Annotated in this window: 22 protein-coding genes; 11 read left to right on the forward strand and 11 right to left on the reverse strand. The window is 65.8% G+C overall.

All coding sequences use genetic code 11. From position 1 onward, the window contains the following. Positions 1–292: 292 nt before the first annotated feature. From rplI to rpsF, 4 genes are read right to left on the reverse strand one after another with little or no spacing between them, the layout of a single operon-like run. Positions 293–739 carry a 50S ribosomal protein L9 gene (gene rplI, locus BKA03_RS00135; RefSeq protein WP_062075612.1) on the reverse strand — a complete coding sequence of 149 codons (447 nt, stop codon included), beginning with the start codon at positions 737–739 and terminating at the stop codon, positions 293–295. 13 nt (positions 740–752) lie between these two features. Beyond that, entirely contained in the window at positions 753–989 is a 237-nt protein-coding gene (gene rpsR / locus BKA03_RS00140; protein WP_062075613.1) for a 30S ribosomal protein S18, read from the reverse strand. A 31-nt stretch (positions 990–1,020) separates the two neighbouring features. Further along, positions 1,021–1,512: a single-stranded DNA-binding protein gene (locus tag BKA03_RS00145; protein WP_062075614.1), complete on the reverse strand. Its 492-nt coding sequence runs from the start codon at positions 1,510–1,512 to the stop codon at positions 1,021–1,023. A gap of 32 nt (positions 1,513–1,544) precedes the next feature. After that, entirely contained in the window at positions 1,545–1,835 is a 291-nt protein-coding gene (gene rpsF, locus BKA03_RS00150) for a 30S ribosomal protein S6 (RefSeq protein WP_062075615.1), read from the reverse strand. A 166-nt stretch (positions 1,836–2,001) separates the two neighbouring features. On the opposite strand from rpsF, the gene BKA03_RS15630 reads away from it, so the two are divergent. Together BKA03_RS15630 and BKA03_RS00160 are read left to right on the forward strand one after the other, a co-directional pair. Further along, on the forward strand, positions 2,002–3,057 hold the full coding sequence (locus BKA03_RS15630; protein WP_062075616.1) for a lipid II:glycine glycyltransferase FemX: 1,056 nt from the start codon (positions 2,002–2,004) through the stop codon (positions 3,055–3,057). Then, on the forward strand, positions 3,054–4,286 hold the full coding sequence (locus BKA03_RS00160; RefSeq protein ID WP_062075617.1) for a carboxylate--amine ligase: 1,233 nt from the start codon (positions 3,054–3,056) through the stop codon (positions 4,284–4,286). The genes BKA03_RS15630 and BKA03_RS00160 overlap by 4 nt, the downstream gene beginning before the upstream one ends. On the opposite strand, the gene BKA03_RS00165 is transcribed toward BKA03_RS00160, so the two are convergent. Further along, on the reverse strand, positions 4,255–5,487 hold the full coding sequence (locus tag BKA03_RS00165) for a DegT/DnrJ/EryC1/StrS family aminotransferase (protein ID WP_062075618.1): 1,233 nt from the start codon (positions 5,485–5,487) through the stop codon (positions 4,255–4,257). The genes BKA03_RS00160 and BKA03_RS00165 overlap by 32 nt on opposite strands. Further along, positions 5,484–7,856 (reverse strand): transglycosylase domain-containing protein, encoded by a 2,373-nt coding sequence (locus tag BKA03_RS00170; RefSeq protein WP_152649599.1) that lies wholly within the window; start codon positions 7,854–7,856, stop codon positions 5,484–5,486. Before BKA03_RS00170 ends, BKA03_RS00165 begins: the two co-directional genes overlap by 4 nt. Before the next feature lie 349 nt (positions 7,857–8,205). Here BKA03_RS00170 and BKA03_RS00175 point away from each other — a divergent pair, with 349 nt between their 5' ends. From BKA03_RS00175 to BKA03_RS00205, 8 genes are all read left to right on the forward strand, one after another. Then, complete coding sequence (locus BKA03_RS00175; protein WP_062075622.1) at positions 8,206–8,778, forward strand: PadR family transcriptional regulator; 573 nt, start codon at positions 8,206–8,208, stop codon at positions 8,776–8,778. A gap of 18 nt (positions 8,779–8,796) precedes the next feature. Beyond that, positions 8,797–9,891 (forward strand): inositol-3-phosphate synthase, encoded by a 1,095-nt coding sequence (locus BKA03_RS00180; protein ID WP_062075623.1) that lies wholly within the window; start codon positions 8,797–8,799, stop codon positions 9,889–9,891. A gap of 626 nt (positions 9,892–10,517) precedes the next feature. Beyond that, complete coding sequence (locus BKA03_RS00185; RefSeq protein ID WP_062075624.1) at positions 10,518–11,663, forward strand: aminotransferase class V-fold PLP-dependent enzyme; 1,146 nt, start codon at positions 10,518–10,520, stop codon at positions 11,661–11,663. A gap of 466 nt (positions 11,664–12,129) precedes the next feature. After that, positions 12,130–12,426 carry a hypothetical protein gene (locus BKA03_RS00190; RefSeq protein ID WP_062075625.1) on the forward strand — a complete coding sequence of 99 codons (297 nt, stop codon included), beginning with the start codon at positions 12,130–12,132 and terminating at the stop codon, positions 12,424–12,426. A gap of 10 nt (positions 12,427–12,436) precedes the next feature. Beyond that, the gene (locus BKA03_RS15065; RefSeq protein ID WP_257020087.1) at positions 12,437–12,559 is read left to right on the forward strand and encodes a hypothetical protein; all 123 of its coding nucleotides are present in this window, start codon (positions 12,437–12,439) and stop codon (positions 12,557–12,559) included. Continuing rightward, entirely contained in the window at positions 12,552–14,000 is a 1,449-nt protein-coding gene (locus tag BKA03_RS00195) for a methyltransferase domain-containing protein (protein ID WP_062075626.1), read from the forward strand. Before BKA03_RS15065 ends, BKA03_RS00195 begins: the two co-directional genes overlap by 8 nt. A gap of 52 nt (positions 14,001–14,052) precedes the next feature. Beyond that, on the forward strand, positions 14,053–16,281 hold the full coding sequence (locus BKA03_RS00200) for a sensor histidine kinase (protein ID WP_062075627.1): 2,229 nt from the start codon (positions 14,053–14,055) through the stop codon (positions 16,279–16,281). Between the two features lie 121 nt (positions 16,282–16,402). After that, positions 16,403–16,645: a zinc ribbon domain-containing protein gene (locus BKA03_RS00205; protein WP_083971810.1), complete on the forward strand. Its 243-nt coding sequence runs from the start codon at positions 16,403–16,405 to the stop codon at positions 16,643–16,645. A 42-nt stretch (positions 16,646–16,687) separates the two neighbouring features. On the opposite strand, the gene BKA03_RS00210 is transcribed toward BKA03_RS00205, so the two are convergent. The 5 genes from BKA03_RS00210 to BKA03_RS00230 form a co-directional block, all read right to left on the reverse strand. Further along, a complete protein-coding gene (locus tag BKA03_RS00210; protein WP_062075629.1) occupies positions 16,688–17,314 on the reverse strand; it encodes a hypothetical protein in 627 nt (208 codons plus the stop codon). A 52-nt stretch (positions 17,315–17,366) separates the two neighbouring features. After that, positions 17,367–19,166 (reverse strand): HlyD family secretion protein, encoded by a 1,800-nt coding sequence (locus BKA03_RS00215; RefSeq protein ID WP_062075630.1) that lies wholly within the window; start codon positions 19,164–19,166, stop codon positions 17,367–17,369. Then, positions 19,163–19,504: a hypothetical protein gene (locus BKA03_RS00220; RefSeq protein ID WP_062075631.1), complete on the reverse strand. Its 342-nt coding sequence runs from the start codon at positions 19,502–19,504 to the stop codon at positions 19,163–19,165. The genes BKA03_RS00215 and BKA03_RS00220 overlap by 4 nt, the downstream gene beginning before the upstream one ends. Next, positions 19,501–19,689, reverse strand: coding sequence for a hypothetical protein (locus tag BKA03_RS00225; protein WP_062075632.1), 189 nt, complete (start codon positions 19,687–19,689; stop codon positions 19,501–19,503). Before BKA03_RS00225 ends, BKA03_RS00220 begins: the two co-directional genes overlap by 4 nt. A gap of 231 nt (positions 19,690–19,920) precedes the next feature. Continuing rightward, positions 19,921–20,628: a DUF805 domain-containing protein gene (locus BKA03_RS00230; protein ID WP_062075633.1), complete on the reverse strand. Its 708-nt coding sequence runs from the start codon at positions 20,626–20,628 to the stop codon at positions 19,921–19,923. Positions 20,629–20,727: 99 nt separating this feature from the next. Between BKA03_RS00230 and BKA03_RS00235 the strand changes: the two genes are divergently transcribed. Further along, the gene (locus tag BKA03_RS00235; protein ID WP_062075634.1) at positions 20,728–22,032 is read left to right on the forward strand and encodes an MFS transporter; all 1,305 of its coding nucleotides are present in this window, start codon (positions 20,728–20,730) and stop codon (positions 22,030–22,032) included. Positions 22,033–22,043: the final 11 nt, after the last annotated feature.

Below are 22,043 nucleotides of genomic sequence, written 5' to 3' on the forward strand. Positions count from 1 at the left end.
ACAACCCCGGATTGCGCCAAAATCTCTATCTATCAGCCCAGTTGACGTGTCCCCCGCTGTGGATAACTCGGGGGACAAACTTATCGGCGTGTTGCGTGTGGGCGTGTCGAGCACGGCCGACGGCGCGTTGCGGCGGTCTTCGAGAACGCTCCTCGCGCGGTGCCACCAGGTCTGGGGATAGCGCCTCGGCGAGTCGTCAACGACGCGCCGCAGGGACCCGGGAAATGACAAAGCCTCGGCGCCGGGCCCGCCCCACGAAGGGGCTGGGCCGACGCCGAGGCGTATGTCGTATTTAGCTGGCGGCGACGACGTGGACGTCGACGGTAGCCGTCACGTCCCCGTGTAGCGACACCTTGACCTGGTATTCACCCAGGGCCTTGATGGGCGAAGCGACGTGGATACGACGCTTGTCCACCTTGGCGCGCGCACCGATCGCATCGGCGATGTCGCCGGTGCTCACGGCGCCAAACAGGCGTCCACTCTCGCCGGCCTTGACCGTCACGACCACGGGGTTGGCCTGGAGCGCGTCGCGCGCAGCCTGGGCCTCCTCGATGGTCGCGAGCTCACGGCCGCGCTGAGCCTTGCGCATCGCCTCGATGGACGTTTCGGCACCAGTCGACCACGGGGTGGCCAGCTTGCGGGGCACGAGGAAGTGGTTGGCGTAGCCGTCCTTAACAACGACGACGTCGCCTGCAACACCAAGTCCGTGGACCTCATGCGTGAGGATGATCTTCGACATATCTCAGTCCCCCTTAACGGCCGGAACCGGCATAGGGAAGCAGCGCGAGTTCGCGAGCAACCTTGACGGCGCGCGCGATCTGACGCTGTTCCTGGACGGTCACACCCGTGACGCGGCGCGAACGGATCTTCCCGCGGTCAGAGATGAACTTGCGGAGCAGGGGGGTGTCCTTGTAGTCGACCTTCGTGACCTTGGCGGCCTTAAGAGGGTTGACCTTCTTACGCGGCTTGCGCGTGTCGATCTTTGCCATTGCTGTCTTTCCTTACATCAAGAAGAGCTATTTAGAAGGGGGGCTCGTCCGAGGACGGAGCCGATGCCCACGGGTCGTTGTCGGCGCCACCGGCAGGAGCGCTGGCGTTACCGCCGCCGCCTCCGCCGCCGCTGAAGCCACCGCCGCCGCCCGAGCCGCCGCGCTGTGTGCGCGTGACCTTGGCGGTGGCATACCTCAACGAGGGTCCAACCTCATCGACCTGCAGTTCCATGACGGTGCGCTTCTCACCGTTTGCTTCCCACGAACGCGACACGAGGCGGCCGAGAACGACCACCCGCATGCCCTTGGTGAGCGACTCGGCCACATTTTCGGCGGCCTCGCGCCACAAGGAGCAGCGCATGAACAGGGTGTCCCCGTCCTTCCACTCGTTCGACTGACGGTCAAACGTGCGGGGGGTGGACGCCACCGTGAAGTTGACCACTGCGGCACCGGACTGAATGAAGCGCAGTTCGGGGTCGCCGGTCAGATTGCCAATCACGGTGATCTGGGTGTCGCCTGCCATGAGATATCCCTGTCGTGTCGTGGGTGTGACTGCTAGTGAGCGTCGGGACGCAGCAGCTTGAGGCGCAGGATGGTCTCGTTGAGACCGAGCTGACGCTCAAGTTCCTTCGCGGTGGGAGATTCCGCCGTGAAGTTGATGACTGCGTAAACCCCGTCGGTCTTCTTCTTGATGGGGTAGGCAAGACGGCGACGGCCCCATACATCAAGGCTGTCAATCGTGCCCTTGTCATTCGTGACAACGGCGAGGTACTTCTCGAGCGACGGCTTGACCGTACGCTCGTCGACCTCGGGGTCAAGGATGACCATCATTTCGTACTTGCGCATAGATAACCCACCTCCTCTGGACTAAACGGCTACGGACGTTCCGTAGCAGGAGGGTGACGCATGCAGTGGCGCGCCGCCCAGGTGGGCGGGCATAAACCACGATCCACAAGAGTACAGGTCAACGCTGTCCACGGGAAATGATCCACAGCGCCGGTAGGCTCGTCGGGTGACAGACCACACGAAGCTTCGCCTTGATCCTATCGACGCAGACGCCCTTGAGGACCTCGCGGACGCCGCGGGAGTGGCGGTGCCGATCGAGCAGGCCGCCGTGTGGGATGCCTACGACGCCGCGATCGGGGAACGGACTCCGTGGGGGCGCTTGGCCGCGATCGACGCCGACGACAAGGTGGTCGCGGTGATCGCCCTCACCGAATACGCGGGGCGCGGCTTCACGTACGTGTGGGCCAAGCACGGCCCGGTCTGGCTCACCACCCCGACGGCCGACACCGAGAAGGCACTTCGCGACGAGTTGCGTGCCTTCGTGGCCAGCCGGTCTCCCCACGTCGTGTTCGTGCGCCTGCACGCTCACCACGAGGCGGACGACCTTCGGCCCCTGCTGCAGACGATGACGTACGACGAAACGGTCGAGGTGGACCTCACACCTTCCGAGGACGACATCATGCTGGCCATGGGTAAGACGGGCCGCAAGAAGTTGCGCCGCACCCTGCGGGACGAGGGCTTCTCCCTCACCGAGGAGCGCGGCATATCCCGCGAGGGCTTCGCCGAGCTGTACGACATCTATCGGGAGACCGCAGGCCGCGACGGCTTTGGGATCTATCCGGCCGAGGTGTACTACTCGATGCTCGAGACGCTCGGGGATCACGCGCGGTTGTTCGTCGCGCGACGCACAGACGAAGCCGGAACCGACGGACCAGGGGCGCCAGGCCGGGCGGTGTCGTGGGTGCTGTCGACTTTCTACGACGGCGTGGGCCAGGACTATTACGGCGGTTCGAACCTCGAGGGCTTCGAAACCAACGCCGCGCTGCGCCTCAAGTGGTACATCCTCATGTCGCTCAAGGCAGAGGGGTGCGTGCGGTACGACATGATGGGCGTCGGCTCGGCCAAGGCACCGGGGCTCATGGGCGTGCGCCAGTTCAAGCTGCAGTTCGCCGAGGAGACAACGCCCGTCGACCCGTCGTATGACGTGCCCGTCAAGCGCATGACCTACCGTGCGCTGACGTGGGCGCTCGCCGCGAAGCGGCTCCTGAAGGGAAGCCGATGACGTACGGCAACGAGGAGTTCCTTCCCATCCTGCTCGGCACCGGCGTTGGCGCGTACAACATCGCCCGCAGCCTGCATGAGGAGTTCGGCGTGCGCAGCCTGGCGCTCGGCCGCGTCGCACTCAGGGAGACGCGGAACTCACGGATCATCGACGTCCGCGCATCGAACGAGTTCGACGACCCCGACGAGATCGTGAGACAACTCCACGCCCTCGCCGACGAGTTCCCCGGCCGCACCCTGCTGCTCATCGGAACGGTCGAGTACTACGTCAACGTGCTCATCGACCATCGCGAGGAGCTCGGCGACCGCTTCGTGATCCCGCTCGTCGACCGTGAGCTCGCCGACCAGCTCATCAACAAGACAGACTTCTACGCCACGTGCGACGCGCTCGGAGTGCCCCACCCGCGCACCGTCGTCCTCACTCCCGATGCGCGTGGCGACGCGGGCCTCGGCGATGACCTGCCCTTCGCCTATCCCGTCATCCTTAAGCCATCCAACACGGACGTCTACCCGCGCCTGCGTTTCGAGGGCAAGCAAAAGATCTACCTGCTTGACGACGCTGCGGCGGTGCGCGAGGTCGCCGAGCGGATCTTCGCCGCCGGGTACCAAGACGACCTCCTCGTCCAGGAGTACCTCGAGGGAGACGAGTCGGTGATGCGCGTGGCCAACACGTACTCCGACAGGAACGGTCAGCTCACCTTTGTCTCCGTTGGCCAGGTGGTGCTCGCCGACCACGACCCGGGCATGGTCGGCAACTACGACGCGATCCTGTCCGTCGACGATCCGGACCTGATCGCGTCGCTCGGCACGCTGCTCAACGCGGTCCACTACACCGGGAGCGCGAACTTCGATGTGATGCGCGACCGCCGTGACGGCGTGAGCAAGGTGCTTGAGCTCAACGTGCGCCAGGGGGGGGCGTCGTACTACGCGATGGCGGCCGGAGGCAACATCCCCGCGCGCATCGTCCAGGACTGGATCTACGGGAAGCCGACACCGTACGCGGCGACCACGCAGGAGCGGCTGTGGCTCAACCTGCCCTACCCACTAGCGGTGATCTATGCGCCGCGCGGCCTGCGCTCGCGCGTGCGTGCGGCGGGCCGCAAGGGCGCCAAGCACACGCTTTGGTATCGGCCAGACATGAGCCCAACGCGCCTCGTCGACGTGTTGCGAGTTGACGCTCGCCACGCGCTCAGCACCATCAAGTACGCCCGACGCGGGATGAATCGATGAGTTCGAGCGCGTGACGCGCGGTGCGCCGCGCCTGATCGGGCTCCACAGAGGTGGGCAGATTGACGATGCGCGCGATGACACCCTCGGTCACGGCGTGGGCTGCTGCTCCGGGCACGTACCCGTACACGGCGGGATCCGATGCGCCTGGGAAGAGTGCTGGCCGGTACCAACGCCCCTCGACCACGCCCGTGGCGCGCAATCCGGCAATGACGACCTCGGGGTCGACGCCAGGGGGCACGAGGAAAGGGAAACGCACCAACGGCTGCCCCATCGTGGCGCTGGCGGGAATCTCCACGCGGTCGCCGAACTCCTCCACGTAGGCGGCGACGGCGTTCGCTCGCAGCTCCTCGCTCGCGCGCAACCGCCCCAGCGCGGCCGCGACGCCTGCGTGGATCCAGCCGGTCGCCGCGGCTGAACGGTAGGCCAAGCGACCCTCGGTTTCTGAGTCCGCGACGGGCGGGTCGAATGAACCGACCTTCACCAAGAGGGACCGGAGCGGCCTGCCGATCTGGCGTGGAACCCGGTTGAGGACTGCAAGTTGGTAGCGGTACGTGCGCGCGGCACAGCGCAGTCGCCACCCCGGTCGATCGAGAGACGTGAGGCGGCCGACGATCGCGAGACGCAGGGCCTCGTGCTCCATCGCCGGGTTGACCCATACCGCGCCGCCGAACATCGTGGGCAGCATCTTCTCCACACCAAAGGAATGGAAGGCAACGTCGGCGATGGGCGCGCCGTCGACACCCCTCGCCATCCGGCCGACGCAGTGGGCGCTGTCCTCCAACACGAGGGCGCCCGCAGCGCGTGCGGCGGCCGCGACGCGTTGTGAGGCGGCATCGTCGACGATGCCGAAGGTGTGCTGAATGACAACCGCCGCAACGTCGTCGCCCACCGCGAGGCGATCCGGGTCGATCGACAGCGAGTCGGGGGAGACCTCCGCATACGTCGGCCTCAAACCCGCAACGAGAATCGGGTCAACCGCGGTCGCGCATGTCAGCAATTGCGACACAACGGACCGGCGCGAGGTGTGTTCCGCAATCGCGGCGAACGTCTCCAACATCCCGTACCGCGCCTTGAAGACCACATGCCAGTCGGCGGCTTCGGTGCCCGTCAGTGCGGCCAGCCGGTCGGCGACCCCTTGGGTGCCGCCCAACCGTGAGTCGCGAGGCGCGCCCGAATCACCCGTGACGCGGGCCCCGCTCATGGCTTGACCGCCTGAACCGGCGTGGGCGTCGGCTTCGGAAGGGGCTGCAGGGTCGGCTTCGGCAGGGGTTGCGCGGTCGGCTTCGGGGTGGGCGTGGGGCTTGGCTTCGAGCTTGGCTTCGAGCTTGGCGTCGGGCTCGGCGACGGGCTCGGCGTCGGGCTGGATGAAGGAGTTGACGTGTTTGCCTTTCCGATGTTCGCGCGTGCAGGGAAGTCGACCACCGGCTGATCCTTCACGATCGGCCCCATCATCCACGTCCAGATCCGCGAGGGAATCGACCCGCCAGTGATCTGTCTAAAGCCCCCAAAGGGCGTGATCTCCTCCGCCTCACCGTTCGGCCCCACTTGGTACATGCCGACCACGCCGACCTGCTGCGGCGTGAAGCCGACGAACCAGGCCGAGCGGTTGGCGTCTGACGTGCCCGACTTGCCAGCGATTGGCCTGCCAAGTTGGGCCGCGAAGTGCCCCGAACCGCCGTTGAGGTTGACCACTTGCTGCATCGCATATGTGGCGTCGGCCATGACGTCTTCCGCGAAGACGCGCTTGGGCGTCGTCTGGTGTTCGTAGTAGAGGTTGCCCTTGGAGTCGGTCACCGACGCGACCATAAACGGCTGCGTACTGAGGCCGCCCGTCGCGTAGGTCGAGTATGCCGACGCCAAGTCGATGGCGTGCGGTGAAGCGGAGCCAAGCACGTTGGACGGATTTGCATCCAGGCCGGCGGTGTTCTCCGGGATTCCCGCCTTGATCGCTACCTCTCGGGTCTTGTCGGGACCGACGTCGACGTTGAGTTGGGTGTACACCGTATTGACCGAGTAGGCCGTCGCCTGGATCAGGTTGATGTTTCCGAAGTTGACGCCCAAAAAGTTGTGCACGGGGGAGTCGAACCCCGGAACGGTCCTGTTGGTGTTGCCGTCGTAGACCGAGTTGAGCGAGATGCCGCTCTCCAGGGCGGCGACCAAAGCGAAGGGCTTGAATGTCGACCCCGCCTGGGCGATGTCTTGAGTCACCGCATTGCTCTGGATCGTGAGGTAGTCGGCTCCGCCATACATGCCGGTGATCGCGCCCGTCGTGGGGTCCATCGTGACCGCGGCGACTCGCAAGTTGGGGGCCGCGCCGGTGGGCATTTGGGCGACGGCCGCCTCGATCGACTGCTGAGCCGCCGGCTGGATCGTGGTAACGATGCTCAGGCCTTGGGTTTCGATGTCCTCTTGGGTCTTGCCCGTGGTCGCCGTGACCTCGTCGAGCGCGGTGCGCAGCAGGTAGCCCTGTGTGCCAGCGAAGACGTTGTTATTGGCGTACTCGATGGTGGTGGGAAAGACCATGGCGTCGCGCTCGGTCTGGGTGATCGTTCCGCCCTGGACCATGCCGTCAAGCACGTAGTTCCAGCGGAACGTCGCCTGGGCGAGGTTGAGGGCCGGGTCCCAGCGCGAGGGCGCGGGGAGTATCCCTGCCAGCATCGCCGACTCGGATACGGTGAGGTCTGCGGCTGGCTTACCGAAGTAGTTGCGCGCCGCTGCCTCGATGCCGTAAGCGCCGCGGCCGAAGTACACGGTGTTCATGTAGTTGCCAAGAACCACGTCCTTGTCTTGCTGCTTATCGATCTTGAGTGCGAGAAGCGCCTCGTCGATCTTGCCCTTGATGTCGGTAGTGGTCTTGCCGACGTAGTACCGCTCGACGTACTGCTGGGTGATGGTCGACCCGCCTTGCTTCTTGCCGAACACGACCGTCTTGATCAGTGCGCGCGCGGTGCCCATGAAGTCGACGCCAGGGTTCGTGTAGAAGCTGCGGTCCTCGGCCGCGACAAATGCCAGGTGGACGTAGGGGGGAAGTTTGCTGACGTCCACGACCTGGCGGTCGGCCTGGCCAAGACGTCCCATCACCGTGGTGCCGTCCGCGTAGAAGATCGTGGACGCCTGCTGCAGGGCGAAAGCGCTCGGCGGCGGCACGGGCAACGTTTCGTAGCGAATGAACAGCCCGATGAAGCCAAGGAGGAAGACGGCCAGCCCGCTGGCCAAGGCGCCGATGCCGATGCGGCGCAGCAGATACTTCCACCGTGGGATCGGCTTGCCGTGGCGGTCGCGAGGAGGCCCACCCTTGCCGCCCTTCTTTCCGCCGCCGCGTCCGCCGCCACTGGTGGAGGTCGAGCCGGTCGTCGGCCGGGTTCGGGTCGTTGAGGTCGAGCCCGTCGTCGGCCTGGTTCGGGTCGTTGAGGTCGAGCCCGTCGTCGGCCTGGCCCTGCCGGTTGAGGTGCTGCCCGTCGTCGGCCGCCGAGGCCCCGCTCCAGACGCGCCTGTGGAGCGCCGCTGAGGCCCCTCGCCCTGAACGGGGCGGGTGCTCTTGCGCTGCGGCCGTCTGTCGTCTTCGCTCACCATGTCAGTGTACGAACGGGGGCGTGGCGGCCAAGGTTCCCCCGCGCGGCGACTCAAGCTTGCGAAGGCCACCCCCAGGGCCCCTCAACCAGGGCGGACGTCGGCCGGCGAAGGTCAACGATTGCGCCCTCACGACGCCAAGGAGCGACACAGCGCCGACGAGCGCGAATCGCTTCGACGCGGGCGCGGCCAGCGCGGCGCTTTCCGGTCTCGACTTGCGCTCTGATGTATCGGCGCGATACAACTGGTTGCTACACCGCACCGATACATCGAAGATCATCGGCGCGCGGCGACGCCGGGGTCGATTCCCCGTGTGGCGCCCTCAAGGGATCTGGATGAGAGGAAAAGCATGGGACGCACAGACGTGCTCACCCTCGCTATTCTCGGCACCCTTTCCGAAAAGCCGTACCACGGCTATGAGATCCGCAAGCGCCTCGGCGCCCAACTCGGTCCGTTCCGGGCCGTGTCCTACGGCAGCCTGTACCCCGCGCTCAAGCGAATGGTCATCGAGGGCCTCATCGCCGTCGACGCAGGGGGCCCCGAGACAGCGCCCTCTCGCCGTTCCCGCATCGCCTACCGGCTGACGGACGAAGGCAAGGCCCGCTTGGCGACCGAGCTAGCGTCGGCCGGCGCCTCGTCGTGGGACGACGACACGTTCGACGTGCGCTTCGCCATGTTCGACCGCACGGATTCCGACACGAGGTTGCGCATTCTCGAAGGGCGCAGGGGCCGCATGGCCGAGCGACTCGAAGAGCTTTCGGTGAATCTGCGCGCCATGCGCGATCGCCATGATGCGTACACCGCAGAACTTCAACGTCACGGACTCGAGCGCGTTGAGCGCGAGGTTGAGTGGCTTGATCAATTGATTGAAAACGAACGATCCGCTTCCCGCGGCAAGGACGACCCCGCATCCGCGGGCTAGACAAGGAGACAAGGAAACATGGCTAAGTTGCGTCTCGCCATCATCGGCGTTGGAAACTGCGCGACGTCCCTCATTCAGGGGCTCGAGTTCTACAAGGACGCGAAGGCAGGAGAGACCGTACCCGGCCTCATGCACGTCCAGTTGGGCGACTACCACATCTCCGACATCGAGATCGTGGCCGCTTTCGACGTGGACTCGCTCAAGGTGGGCAAGGAACTCGTCGAGGCGACCAAGTCGTCCGAGAACAACACCATCACGTTCTGCGATGTCCCCAAGACGGACATCCAGGTGCAGCGTGGCGTGACGCTCGACGGCCTCGGCAAGTACTACCGCGAGACCATCACCGAGTCGGACGACGCCTCCGTTGACATCGTCAAGGTCCTCAAGGACACGCAGGCCGACGTGCTCGTCTCCTACCTTCCCGTGGGTTCGGATGAGGCCGACAAGTTCTACGCGCAGTGCGCGATCGACGCCAACGTCGCGTTCGTCAACGCCCTCCCCGTGTTCATCGCCTCCGACCCCGTATGGGCCAAGAAGTTCGAGGACGCTGGCGTCCCGATCGTCGGCGACGACATCAAGTCGCAGGTCGGCGCCACCATCACGCACCGCGTGATGGCGAAGCTGTTCGAAGACCGCGGCGTGCGCCTCGACCGCACGTACCAGCTAAACGTCGGTGGAAACATGGACTTCAAGAACATGCTGGAGCGTGACCGCCTCGAGTCCAAGAAGATCTCCAAGACGCAGGCCGTGACCTCGAACCTCCACGAGGGCCCGCTCGCCGGGCTCAAGAGCTCGCGCAACGTGCACATCGGCCCGTCCGACTACGTCGCATGGCTCGACGACCGCAAGTGGGCCTACGTCCGCCTCGAGGGTTCCGCGTTCGGCGAGGTTCCCTTGAGCCTTGAGTACAAGCTCGAGGTGTGGGACTCGCCCAACTCCGCAGGCATCATCATTGACGCGATCCGTTGCGCCAAGATCGCCAAGGACCGCGGCATCGGCGGACCGATTCTGTCCGCCGCGACGTACTTCATGAAGTCGCCCCCCGTGCAGATGGAAGACACGCTCGGCCGTCAGCACCTCGAAGAGTTCATCGCGGGTACTCGCGAGCGCTAGTCACTAGCACCGAGCACTCATCTCTGGCAGCACAAGGGCCGGGTCACCTTCGGGTGACTCGGCCCTTTGTGTGCAAAAGCACGGTGGGATCAAACGTCAGTTCTTGTGGGGCTGTTGCAGCAGGTCACACCCGTGATTGTGCTGGATCAACGCCTCGCGTCAAGACCTCTGAGTCAGTCCGTCAGGACCTCGCTCCAACTGCGCCTCGGAGAATTTGGTCGATGGGTACGGTTGATAAGTACCAGTGCCTACCTCGCCTCACCATGAGGTACTGCACAGCGAGCGGTTCGTTGACCTGGCACCGGCCGACGTGCGGGCCGCCCTGGTCGACGAGGGTGTGTACTTGTGCTCGCGGTCCACCTTCTATCGGCTGCTGCGGGGACTGTCCCTCTCACCTTGATATGGAATAGTGAGGGAGCCAACCAAGAGAAGGCTCGCACACCACATGCAAGGAGAGTCTGCAACGTGAACCAGACGACACCTGTCGCCCTCCGGCCGAGCCCAACCGATCTGGCGGAGACCTTTGACCGGGTGATGCGGCTCCGCCCCCGTCTTGACGTCCTCGCGCGGAATCCGCGCGGCTCGCAAGTGACGCAGATCGTTTCAACCGTGAACGGGTGACTGGGATGTCTGGACTTGAGGGCGTGCGCGAACTGTTTCCAATCACGCAAGAGTTGGTTTACCTGGACAACGCACACCAGGCGCCGCTGTCGAGTCTGGTTCGCCGCGAGTTAGACCGGTTCTACGACGACGCCGAGTGGAGAGCCGGACCGAAGGAGAAATGGGCAATCCGTGTCGAGGAGGTCCGAGTCGCCCTCGCGGCATTTCTCGGAACGACGCCTGACACGATCGCCTTCACGAAGAACACCTCGGAGGGCGTGAACATTGCGGCCACGACCCTGCCATGGCGGCCGGGCGACAACGTGGTGCTCATGGCTGGCGAGCACGCCAACCTCGCGTACGGGTGGATGCATCAGCGCCGCAACGGTCTTGAGGTACGGGTAGTGCCCGCTGCGTCAGAAGGCGCTGATGGCGAGACCTTTCGCCCGGTAGTCGATGCTCAGACACGGGCAGTTGCGGTGTCCCACGTTGCTTACGACACCGGCCAGCGAAACGACATCGCGTCAATCGGACGGCTCTGCGCTGACCGTGGGATTCCCCTCGTCGTGGACGCCATGCAGTCGGTCGGAGTGTTTCCGGTGGAGGCGGAGGGTGTTGACTGGCTGGCCGCTGGGTGTCACAAGGGCCTGCTAACCCCGCACGGGCTTGGGTTCGTGCACCGAGCGCCACGATTCGCCGAGTTGGTGCCCACCTATGTGGCCGCCGCGAGCATCGAGGGCTCCCCCCACGACCCTGAGGTGTCCTTCGACACGGAGATCGCCCTGTCGCTGACGGCGCGCCGACTGGAAATCGGCAACCTCAACTACGCCGCGATTCACGCGCTCGGCGCTTCCTTGGACCTTATCGGTCAGGTCGGCCTCGCCACGATCACGGAACGGGTGCTCGCCCTCGGCGACTACCTCGACGGAGAACTTGCACCGCTCGGCGTGGAACCGATCGGCCCCACACGCAGGGACCGACGATCGCACATTCGTGTACTCGATCTGCCCGGCACCGGTTGGCAGGACTACCTGGCTGACCGTGCCATCAGGGTCACCGAGGTCAGGGATCGGGTCCGGGTGTCGTTCGGCCTGTTTACGGCCGAGGAAGACATCGACGCATTGGTGCGCGCGATCGGCGATCGGTTGCGGCACGGCGCTCTTGGAAATTAGGACCAAGAATGGTGAGCGAGTAGAGCACCGTCACGATGCGGACCGAGACTGACACGCTGGGGAGCATGGCTGTCCCGGCCGATGTGTACTGGGGAATCCACACGGCCAGCGGCGGCCAAGTCCCATCAGACCGTGTTCACAACCTCACGGGGAACTGCAGCTAGTCGCAAGCGCTGAGCACTCATCACTGGCAGCACGAAGTCCCCGTCCCCCCTTTTGCGGACTACCGCGTTCGTCGAGACACGGGTTGACTCGATAGCGACAGGTACAAAGGCGCGCAACAGATGGCGCCGGTGAGACCGACCGGTGGAAGCCGGTCGGTGTCGCCGGCGCCATGCGGGGGCAACGCAATGAGCATCGGGACGCGGCCTTCGTCTAGGCCATGAGTCGACCGTGCGTGAGCACGACCCAAGCCGCGGCCGAGAACACCGGACCGCACACCTGAGCCATGATCGGAAGAAGGACGATGGCAGACAATGGCGCCGCGCCGCAGGAGTTCACTCAGCAGGGCCAGCCCGGCACCACCCAAGCGTCGGGCGGCCGACCGAGCGGTTTCGAGGTGGCGGACAAAGTGGCACACGGCGCTGGCCGTGTCGCCCACGGTATCGCCTGGTTCCTCATGAAGACGTGGGGCCTAATCCTCACGCTCGGCGGCATTGCGTTGCTCTTCGCCGACCCGGGGAAGTACTGGTGGGCGTGCGCGGGTATCGCCACGTACGGGGTCTACCTGTTACTCCCCGGCAGCAAGACCGTGGTCTGGTAGCGGGCCCGCCATGCCCCCATTCCTGATCTGGGTGGCTTTCTTCGGAATCATGGCCGGATTCATCATCGGTCGCGAAAAGCTGCGCAGGCGGGCCGCCGAGAACCGGCGCCGTCGCCTCGGGGACGATGCTTAGTCGCGGTTACCGCGTCTTCTGGACGCTGTATGGGCTCGTTTACGACGCGATTTGGGACTCGCCGCTGACCAAGGCCGTGGCCGACGACGCGTGTGCAGGCATCGCTCCGGGCGCCCTCGTTGTCGATCTGGGCTGCGGTACGGGTCTGTCCTCCAGGGCGCTCGTCGACCGTGGTGTGACCGTGCTTGGAGTGGACGGGGTTAAGGGCCGCTTGCGACGAGCCACCCGCAAGCATCGCGTCTCGTCGTCTCGGCTGGCGGAGGTGTCAGCCACGGAACTTTCGCCGAAAATCGCCGACGTCGTCCTCGCAATCAACGTGCTACATGTCCACCCTGAGCCTGCCGCGGTCATCGCTGAGATGGTCCGTCTGGCAGCGCCGCGAGCCCTCGTTGTGGTCGCGTTCCCCGCAGTGGGCGCCGATGCCCGAACGGTCCGTCGCGCCGACCGGGCGGCCGGGCGGAGCTGGGTTGGCTCGGCAGCGGCGGCGGCGCTCCGGCATCTGGTCGCTGCTCCCGCTGGGGCGGCCGGAGTGCAGGTGCATACGGAAGCGATGGTGGGCCTCGTTCTCGATCAGGCTTGCCACGCCTTTAGAGCGACCCTTCTCCACGATCGCGTCCTCTTCGGCTGTCAACGCGTCGTCACGATTCAGGTGGCCACGGAGCCGGCGCCACCGATGCCGCCCGAATATTGCCCCACGGACCCCGTGCGGTCCGATAGCCTGTCGCCAACAGTCGACGGGACGGCGGGTGGCGTGAATCACGAAGCACCGACACCCCAGGGGCGCGCGCCCCTCCTGGTTGCCGCCATCGACGACCACCCGGTGATGATCCGTGGACTCCAGGCATTCCTGAACGATTCGGACGACGAGATCGCGGTGGAATCCATTAGTAGCACCGTCGACGAGTACCTCACCACGGACTATTCGCGCGTTGCTGTGGTGCTTCTCGACGTCCACCTGGGCGATGGCAGCCCGGTCGAACTCAACGTCGAACGCCTACGCGAGTCCGGCGCCGAGGTCCTGCTCTACACGAGCGAGCACCGGCCCGCAGTAGTCCAGCGGGCCTTCGCGAGCGGGGCGCTCGGTCTGGTGTTGAAGGAGGACCCGGAGGATCGGCTGCTCGAAGGAATCCGGGCGGTGGCAGATCACGGCATATATGAATCGAGCAGGTTAGCCCACCAAATTCTCAGCGATCCGCGGGGCGCGGTGCGATTCACCCCCGCTGAGCTCCAGGTCCTCAGGCACCTGAGCACCGGTTTGCCATGGGCGACCATTGCCAGGCGAATGGATCGGTCGGTGAGCACCGTCTACGAGCACAGAGACCGCGCGATCAAGAAGTGGCAAAAGGCGACGCAGACCCAATTGGCGGGGCCAAAGGATCTCCTCTATCAGGCGACCATCACGGGTCACGTCGACCAAGAAGACCTTGACGAACAGCGGTAGCCGCTCGAATGGTCCCATTGGAATAGCGTCGTTCGGCCAGCGTCGGGAGGCGATGGAACGAGCGCTGCGGCTGCCAGTCGCGATTTTTGTCACGCTTCTCTCGCTCACCATTACGACGATGATCCTGGGGCAAGGCGTCACCAAGAATGCCCTCGTGTGGCTAGGGCTACCGCTCCTGTGGCTCGCGACGATGTCGCTGTGGAGAGGCGTCCAGCGCGGTGGCATCGGGAACGGTGAGGTCTTGTCGCTGGCCGTCGCGACGGTCGGCCTTTACTACGCGCTCTTCTCCCAATCCACAATCGTCCTTCCGCCGGGCGCTCGCGACGCCCTCCTCTCCGCCGCCACGGTCCTGGCCATGATCTTCGCGACTCCCTGGGTGCGAGTTGTTGTTCTGGCCGGAGGCATTGGCGCGATGTTGCCACCCGAGATACTCCAGAACGGCACGTTGGCCGCACTCGAGTTCATCGGACCCGTCGTGGCGACTGGATTTGCGGCGTACGGCGCCTCCCGCTTTCTGCGAGACGCCGCCGATCGGGCGGATATCGCCGCGGAGCGATTGAGCGAGGCGTCGACCCGTGCGGCGATCCTCGCGGAACGGCGCAGCTCACAGCGGGACATCAACGGGATTCTCCACGACGATGTGATTTCCGCACTGCGACTGACCCGTCTCGAAACGCAAGACTTGGGAGGAATTCGTGAGGCGGCTTCCCGCGCACTGATCGCGCTCAAAAGCGCCTCAGCAGCGCCGGAGGCCACCGACGACGCGCCGAGGCGGCTCGCGCCGGCGCTGCGCGCTGCCGCAGACCGGTGGGGCGCTCGATTCACCACCGAAGGGCCGCCGGTCGAGACCACACTCGCCGTTGCGGACGCGGTCGTAGCCGCCGCCGGTGAACTCATGCGGAACGCCGTGCGGCACGCGAGCGCGAGCCGCGTGACAGTCGAGTTGTGCGGCGGACCCACCGGATTCGAGGTGGCGGTGTCCGACGACGGCATCGGCTTCGACGCGGGTGACGCCGAACGCCGAGGGCACGGGCTCATCCATTCAGTCGAGAAGCGCATACAAGCCGTTGGAGGTTCCGTCAGCATCTCGAGCCTCCTGGGAGCTGGGACAGTCGCGACTCTCCGGTGGCTACCGCCCCCGACCGATAGTGTCTCCCTGCGGCGAGGCGATTTTGCGATGGGCCTCGGCGACCTCAAGCGGCCCCTAGACCTGGCGGTATTGCCCTTTCTCGCTTGCACCACTCTCTACGTCATCCACAACCAGATGCTTGGGCAACCGCTGTGGCTCCTCGCGTGGTGGATCCTTGGCGTCGCGTTGACGCTGGCCGCGCTCAAGGGGGTCAATACCGGGATCTCCGGGTGGCTCTCCTTCGCAAGCGCCGCGACGCTTCTTGGGGGCTCGCTGGCTTTCGGACTGACGGTGCCGCGCTCGTCGCTCAGTGACTTCTCGACCTGGCCGCTCGGGGCCTTCGCGGGAGTCCTCATCGTTCTCTACTTTGGGCGCATACGGTCATGGGAATCGATCGGGATTCTCGTCGGCCTGCAGGTGTTGGTGTGGATACCGGCCTACCAGGGGCACTGGGACAACGTGAGCGGGGTGGCGGGTTTGCTCCACGCCATGCCCGCGAGTCTCTCGACCGTGGGGCCCCTTCTGATCGCGATCGTCTTCGCTCGCGAAGTACGGCGCCTGCACTCGATCACGTTGAGCGCGATCGGTGCAGCGGACGTCACCATGCAGGTCAATGCCAGGAGCCTCGCACGCGAGGCGACGATCGCACGACGCCTTGCCCACGTTCGCGAAGAGGTCGTGCCGTTCCTCAGAATCCTCGCGGACGCCTCGCACATCGACGCCCGCTGGACGGATGAGGCCTCCCGTCTTGAACAGCTCGTTCGCGACGAACTGCACCTTCCAGGCGTCCTCGATCGTCGGGCGCGCGAGGCGCTCAGGAACGCCAGGATGGCGGGGTGCATGGTGAGTTTTCACGTGCCCGATGCCGATATTCAGGCCCCCCGCGCGGCACAGGCCCTCATTCTGGCGGCGCTCACATCGGGCCCACCGCCGCGAGAGTTCACGCTCGCCGTCTCTGTCGACGAACACACAGGAGCCGAACGCATCAGCGCAGTGACCGTGCCGGGTGACCCCCAGCGGGCACGTGAGCTCGCGACTCGTTTCGCCGACAACATGGTCAGCAGCGACTTCTCGCCGGAGGCGACGTGGGTCGAGCTCGAGGTGGGTTCAGAACCCGAGTTCCTCGCCGTGGCACCTTCTCACCAGATGTGAGGCTTTCGGTTAGCAGTGAATCGGATCGCGAGGCCATCGACGCGATCGCCCAGGAGCGCTATTGTGACCTCAAAGCCGCACGTGGTTGCGTGGGCAAGGGCACGGGCACGAGGAGGCGGCGATGAGTCGCTGTGAGAGTTGTGGCATGCCGCTCAACGATGCCACGCAGGGCACCGAGGCCGATGGCGCGCCCAGCGCCGCCTACTGCCTGACGTGCTACGCCGACGGCTCTTTCACGTCGCCCGATGCCTCCATCGACGACGTACGCGAGGCCGCCATCGCCGCGCTCGTCGCAGAGGGCGTGCCGCCCTTGACCGCCACTCGCCTCACGAGCTCGATTGCCTCCCTGCCGCGCTGGGCCTAGGGCCTCAATAGCCGCCAATATCGCATCGTGCGGGGGACCCGCCTAAGCTGGCGCGAAACGCGAGCCCGCCACGATCGCGTCGGCGAGGTGCAGGAGCGTTTGGGGGATGTCTGCGAGCGGGCTCGTGACCGTCACCAACACCAGGCGCTTGCTACCCGGGACCGTGCGCCAATAGTCGGCGCTGAAGGCCCGGATCGGGACATCCTCGAGGCCCTCGGCCACGACCGTCTCGGCGATGTGCCACCGACGCGCCGACGCGCCATCCGCACACGGTCGCACCTCCCAGCCGCCTCCATCCCCGATGGCCTTCATGGCGGCCATGAAGCCCGCGATCACGTCCTCGGGGCGGGTACCTATCACGGGGCTCATGCGGATGGCCTCCGGCGTGAAGACCGAAACGGCGATGGGGGCGGGGACCCCGGGCGAGACCTCGTGGCACAGGAAGGTCGACTCGAGAGCGGCGGCCGGATCCGCCCGCTCCACCAGGAGCCCCAGCGCCTTGCGCATGTCCGCCCTCGCCGTGGCGAGCTCATCGGCTCGACCCATGGAGAGCCGCACGAAGGCGCGGATGCGTTTGTCGGTCAGTTCGGGGCGCGACGGGTCGAGCTGCACCCACGTTCCCGGCAGGCGCAAGACGAGCCGCGGATTCACGACGCGGGCGCCGGTCACGGCCTGTAGCCCTTGAGAATGGCCGCGCTTCCCGCCGGTCGCTTCACTCCCCCTACTCGCTGAACGCATATTGGGTGTGCTCGACCACGACATGTTCCGGGGTGGTGGGGTCGTCCACCGGCAGCACCACCGCGAAGTCGCTGTTGAGGTCCGGCCCGCCGTTCGTCGCGTTGTACCTGAGGTGATCCTGAAGCGTGTCGACGTAGTCGGTGTTCTTGTGGCCCATGAGGTTTCCGGTTTTGATGTCGGTGCTGGCGCCGTCCGAGCGCGGCCCGTCCCACACCGACAAGTGATGTGCGGTGTCTGGCACGTCGTCGATCATGTCAGCGCGGTGCACGGGATCGAGCATGTGCTTGACCTGCAACACGGGGATGTTGGGGGAGATGGCCAAGTGGTCGATCGGCGAGCCCGCGCACACGAGCCCCGCGTAGTTGTAGCCGCCCGCATGGGACTCGATCAGGCTGCCACCCATGATCCCCCCGAGGCTCCAGCCCGCGAGGACCACGGGGTCGCCTTGCGGAATCCCTGCCTGGCCCATGGCCTTGAGAACGGCCTCCTCGTATTGACACCGCAGCTCGGGGTACAGGATGAGCATGAGGTCGGCATCAAGGTCATTGGGCGCGCCCTTGTCTCCACCGAGGACCCAGTCCTCGGTCGACGGCAATGTCACAATCCAGCTGACGTCGCCTTGCTCGTCAACGATGCGGGCCACGTCCACGACGGCCTGCGCATCGCCGCCGACGTCGTCAACGATGCCGGCCCATTCCAGGAGGTCGGCCACGTCTTCGGGCGCGTCCGTGTCGAGCGCTCCAAGGGCCTTGACCTTGTCCGCCGTGAGCGTCGACGGGTCAATCTCCCGAACATCGGGTACGGGCTTCGACAGCTCATTCTCGATGCGCGACAGAATGAACAGGGCCAGGGGCGGGCACGCCGCCTCGAGTGCGTTCACCACGAACCGGATCCGGTCGAGGCCCTTGAGGCCCAGGGTGTTCGCGGTCAGGAGGGCCCGGGCTCCGACCGAGAAGAGGAGCATCAGTTCGGCTAGCACCGCGACGAGGGCCACGATCGCGAGCACGACGATCGCGGCCACCACCGCCGCAAGGATCACCAAGAGTTGCACCAGCACGATCGCGAACGCGATCACCGCGGCGGCAACGAGCACCGCGACGAGGAAGATCGCCACGGCCTGGGCGACCAGCGTCAGGACTTCCTGTAGGAATGAGATGGCCCACTCCGCCAGGTCATCCAGCAGATGTGTGAAGGCGTTGATGGCCTCGTTGGCGTAGTCCCGCCAGCCATCATTGGTGCCCTCAAAGGCCGCCACGATGCGCCTCATGGTGCTGTGCGCAGCCGAGTCAAGCCGGGATAGCGCGGCCGCGTATTCCGTGTGCGCATCCGCGCTCGCTTGCTGGGCATGGTCGACGGCGTTTCGCGCGACCAAGTGCGCGTGACGCCACTCTTCGGTGGTGTACGGATCGTTCGGGTTCATCGACGCGACGCGCAGCTGCTGTTCCGCGTGGTCGAGTTGGTATTGCGCCCAGTGAAGATGGGCCTGAGCGGCCTCCTCGTCCCGAATGGCGGCATTCGCGTCGGCGTGGAACCGATGAAGTTCGACCGAATAGTCCTGGAGTGCCGCCCGAGCCCCCTGGTAACGCCCATGGGCCTGAGCGAGAGCCGACTGCGCCTTGCCACTTCGGTTGCTCGCCGCCTCGATGGCCCTTCCCGAGCCCTCAGCGATGGAGGACGCGATGTCGCTCGCGGCCCTCTCGAGTGCCCGCTCGGTCACCAGGTACTGCCGCACGGACTCGTCAAGAGCGGCCGGGTTGCCCGCTGGGGCGCTCAACGTGGTCATCGGCCTTGGCCTCCGCTTGCGGCCGGCGAGGGCATGGCCGCCGTGGCCTGCCGGGCGGCTCCCCTCATGTGGGACGCCATGTTGCCCTCGAGATCCGCCATGGTGTTGTTGATGGCGTCAAAGACGTCGGCGAGTGTCGTGACGTCGTCAATGAACCTCTGCCTGTGGATGTCCCACTGCGACCCGAAGTCCCGCACGGTGCGCGCAAGGTCTTGGTGGCCGACCGCAGCGGCGGCGGCGTCGGCCTGGCTATGCGCGGCGGCGAGATCCGCGGCAATGGAACGCACCCTGCGGGCTTGGCTATGGAGGGCGTCGCTCCGAATGACCAGGTCGCTCATGACGCGTGGCCGCGTGCCCCGAGGCTCGCCCACATCTCGGCGTCACGGCGACGCGCCTCCCCGGCGATGGCCGAGTCAACGGTCACCTCACGGCCTTGGGCAAGGCCCGTCGCGATCGCGACGAGCTCCTCCACTGCATGGTCGTGCGACGCCTGTGCGCCGTCGTCAACCCCTGTGCGTCGCACTTGGACACCCCCTTCTCTGGTGCCAGAGCGTATTGGGGGGTCAGGGCGCGGTGGAGTGGGAAAGGTTCGCCTGGGGACACGCCTCCGTCCGGGCATCCTGGGCACGGCGCGCGGAGGGCGGGAGGGGCGTCGAGAGTGGTCGCGAGGCGCACGCCGTCACGCGCACGCCCGTGCGGCTAGGCGCCGGCGTCAATTGCGGCCGGCGCCAGTTGCGGCGGCTCCCGCTGAGCGCTAGTTACCGGGGGTGAAGAAGGGGTCGTCCGTGCCGGGCCGGGAAGCGGGAGGCGACTGCGACGGAGGCGCGGCGGGATACCCGGGCTGCGCCTGGTAACCGGGCTGCGCTGGCGGTTCGGGATAGACGGGATACGCCGGCTGCGCGGGATACGTCGGCTGCGCGGGCTGTGCGGGATACGCCGGCTGCGCGGGATACGCCGGCTGTGCGTACGTTGCCTGTGCGTAGCCCTGAGGCGGGTACCCACCATTGCCGTGTTCGGCGGCCTTTGGGTCCGGTCCGTACTGATTGGTGTACGGCTGGCCGTCGAGCAACTCGAACACGAGCAACACGATGCTCACGGGGGGCACGAACGCGATGAGATACCACCAGCCCGAGCGACCGGTGTCATGCAGGCGCCGCACCACCACCGCCAAACTCGGAAGGAACAGGGCGAGGGCGATCACCATCCACAGCGCCCCGCCACCAATCACCGGTCCCCAGTTGGCGTCACTTAACGCCCCGGAGGAAATCTTGCCGGTCTGCGCGTCGACGTGTGAGACAACGCTGTTAATCACCTGGATGTACCCGATCCCGAAGATGATCATGAAGGGAAGCTGCACAAGGAAGCTGAACAGTGTGAACCACCAGTATTCGGACCGGCGCGCGCGGCCACTGAACGTGGCGTACTGACGGAAAACCGACTTAACGGCCTGACCAAATGACATGAGCGACCCCTCCCAGGTTTGCTGCCAACGTTACTGCCCGATGCTCCTCCGCGAAGGCAACCGAACCGCGGCGCGTCGGCGACCGCCTAGCCTATTGCCATGACTTTCCTCGCGGACCTCAGCCACCTATGGAGATCCCGTGGCTTTCGCCTCCTCACATGGGTACGCGTGTTGTCCCAGGGAGGCGACGGTGCGTTCCAAGTCGGAATCGCTACCGCCTTCTTCTTCGATCCCACCTCCGCGTCGACGCCGCGCGATATCGCGGCCGGATTCGCCGTGCTTCTTGCCCCCTTCACGCTTGTGGGACCCTTCGTCGGGCCGATGATCGACAGGTGGCACCGCCAGCGAATCGTGCTTGTTGGCAACCTCGCCCGCCTCACGCTCGTGGTGGCGATTGGCGGTTCGATCGCCCTGAACGCCCCCAAGCCGTTTCTCTACTTTCTTGCGCTCCTCACCCTGTCCATCAATCGCTTCCTGTTGGCGGCGCTCACCGCGGGCATCCCACAGGTCGTCGACGACGAGGACCTGCTGACGGCAAACGCGATCATGCCAACGATGGGCACCATCGCCGCCGCCATCGGCGCTGCCATCGGGGGCGTCGTCACGATCCTCGTTCCCGGGGTGTCCGACAACAGGCTCGCCCTTCTTGCCCTCGGCGGCGCCGCAGTCGCTTTTGGCACGTCATCGTGGACGGCGACCGCCCTTGGGCGTCGCGCCCTGGGGCCAGTGGCGACCATCGACGGAAAAGAATTCGCCGCCGAGGCGATCCACTTGCTCAGAGAACTTCGCGCGGGCTACAACCACTTGCGGGAACGCGTGACTCCCTTTCAAGCGCTGGGAGTCATGGCAGCAGGAAGGATGCTCTATGGGATGATGTTCGTCGCGGCCATCCTCATCTCGCGCCACATCCTCAGCACACCAGGCAGTGCCGGAAGCGCGATCAAGCACTTCACGCTCGTGCTCGGCTTCGCCGCGATCGGCTTCGGCCTCGCCGCAATTCTCACCCCGACCTTCGCCCACCGCGTCGACAGGCACCAGTGGATCGTTGCGTGCCTATTGCTCGGTGCCGTCGGGCAGACGATTCTGGCGATCTCGTCGTCATCCTGGGCGCTGCTAAGCGCTGCCGTCATCGTGAGCTTCGCGGTACAGGGCGGAAAGATCGCCGTCGACACAATTGTCCAGCGGGACACGGACGATGCCTTCAGGGGGAGGGCCTTCGCGCTGTACGACGTCGCGTACAACACCGCCTTCATTTCGGCGGCCGTCGTGGGCGCGGTGGTCTTGCCCGCGAATGGCTACTCTCACGCGGTCATGGGCGCGTTGGTGATTGCGTATGTGGGGGCGGCCTTCGTGTACGCGCGCGCCCCGCGCACCGCGAGGGTGATCGAGGTGAAGCCGGCCTAGGTGGCGTCGGC

It is taken from the genome of Demequina lutea, assembly GCF_013409005.1.
Classification (GTDB): Bacteria; Actinomycetota; Actinomycetes; order Actinomycetales; family Demequinaceae; genus Demequina; species Demequina lutea.

Excerpts from the sequence above, each read along its gene's own strand:
- rplI (WP_062075612.1), bottom strand. The coding sequence starts at position 739 with ATGTCGAAGATCATCCTCACGCATGAGGTCCACGGACTTGGTGTTGCA.
- rpsR (WP_062075613.1), bottom strand. The coding sequence starts at position 989 with ATGGCAAAGATCGACACGCGCAAGCCGCGTAAGAAGGTCAACCCTCTT.
- BKA03_RS00145 (WP_062075614.1), bottom strand. The coding sequence starts at position 1,512 with ATGGCAGGCGACACCCAGATCACCGTGATTGGCAATCTGACCGGCGAC.
- rpsF (WP_062075615.1), bottom strand. The coding sequence starts at position 1,835 with ATGCGCAAGTACGAAATGATGGTCATCCTTGACCCCGAGGTCGACGAG.
- BKA03_RS00160 (WP_062075617.1), top strand. The coding sequence starts at position 3,054 with ATGACGTACGGCAACGAGGAGTTCCTTCCCATCCTGCTCGGCACCGGC.
- BKA03_RS00165 (WP_062075618.1), bottom strand. The coding sequence starts at position 5,487 with ATGAGCGGGGCCCGCGTCACGGGTGATTCGGGCGCGCCTCGCGACTCA.
- BKA03_RS00175 (WP_062075622.1), top strand. The coding sequence starts at position 8,206 with ATGGGACGCACAGACGTGCTCACCCTCGCTATTCTCGGCACCCTTTCC.
- BKA03_RS00180 (WP_062075623.1), top strand. The coding sequence starts at position 8,797 with ATGGCTAAGTTGCGTCTCGCCATCATCGGCGTTGGAAACTGCGCGACG.
- BKA03_RS00185 (WP_062075624.1), top strand. The coding sequence starts at position 10,518 with ATGTCTGGACTTGAGGGCGTGCGCGAACTGTTTCCAATCACGCAAGAG.
- BKA03_RS00190 (WP_062075625.1), top strand. The coding sequence starts at position 12,130 with ATGGCAGACAATGGCGCCGCGCCGCAGGAGTTCACTCAGCAGGGCCAG.
- BKA03_RS15065 (WP_257020087.1), top strand. The coding sequence starts at position 12,437 with ATGCCCCCATTCCTGATCTGGGTGGCTTTCTTCGGAATCATGGCCGGA.
- BKA03_RS00195 (WP_062075626.1), top strand. The coding sequence starts at position 12,552 with ATGCTTAGTCGCGGTTACCGCGTCTTCTGGACGCTGTATGGGCTCGTT.
- BKA03_RS00200 (WP_062075627.1), top strand. The coding sequence starts at position 14,053 with ATGGAACGAGCGCTGCGGCTGCCAGTCGCGATTTTTGTCACGCTTCTC.
- BKA03_RS00205 (WP_083971810.1), top strand. The coding sequence starts at position 16,403 with ATGAGTCGCTGTGAGAGTTGTGGCATGCCGCTCAACGATGCCACGCAG.
- BKA03_RS00215 (WP_062075630.1), bottom strand. The coding sequence starts at position 19,166 with ATGACCACGTTGAGCGCCCCAGCGGGCAACCCGGCCGCTCTTGACGAG.
- BKA03_RS00220 (WP_062075631.1), bottom strand. The coding sequence starts at position 19,504 with ATGAGCGACCTGGTCATTCGGAGCGACGCCCTCCATAGCCAAGCCCGC.
- BKA03_RS00230 (WP_062075633.1), bottom strand. The coding sequence starts at position 20,628 with ATGTCATTTGGTCAGGCCGTTAAGTCGGTTTTCCGTCAGTACGCCACG.
- BKA03_RS00235 (WP_062075634.1), top strand. The coding sequence starts at position 20,728 with ATGACTTTCCTCGCGGACCTCAGCCACCTATGGAGATCCCGTGGCTTT.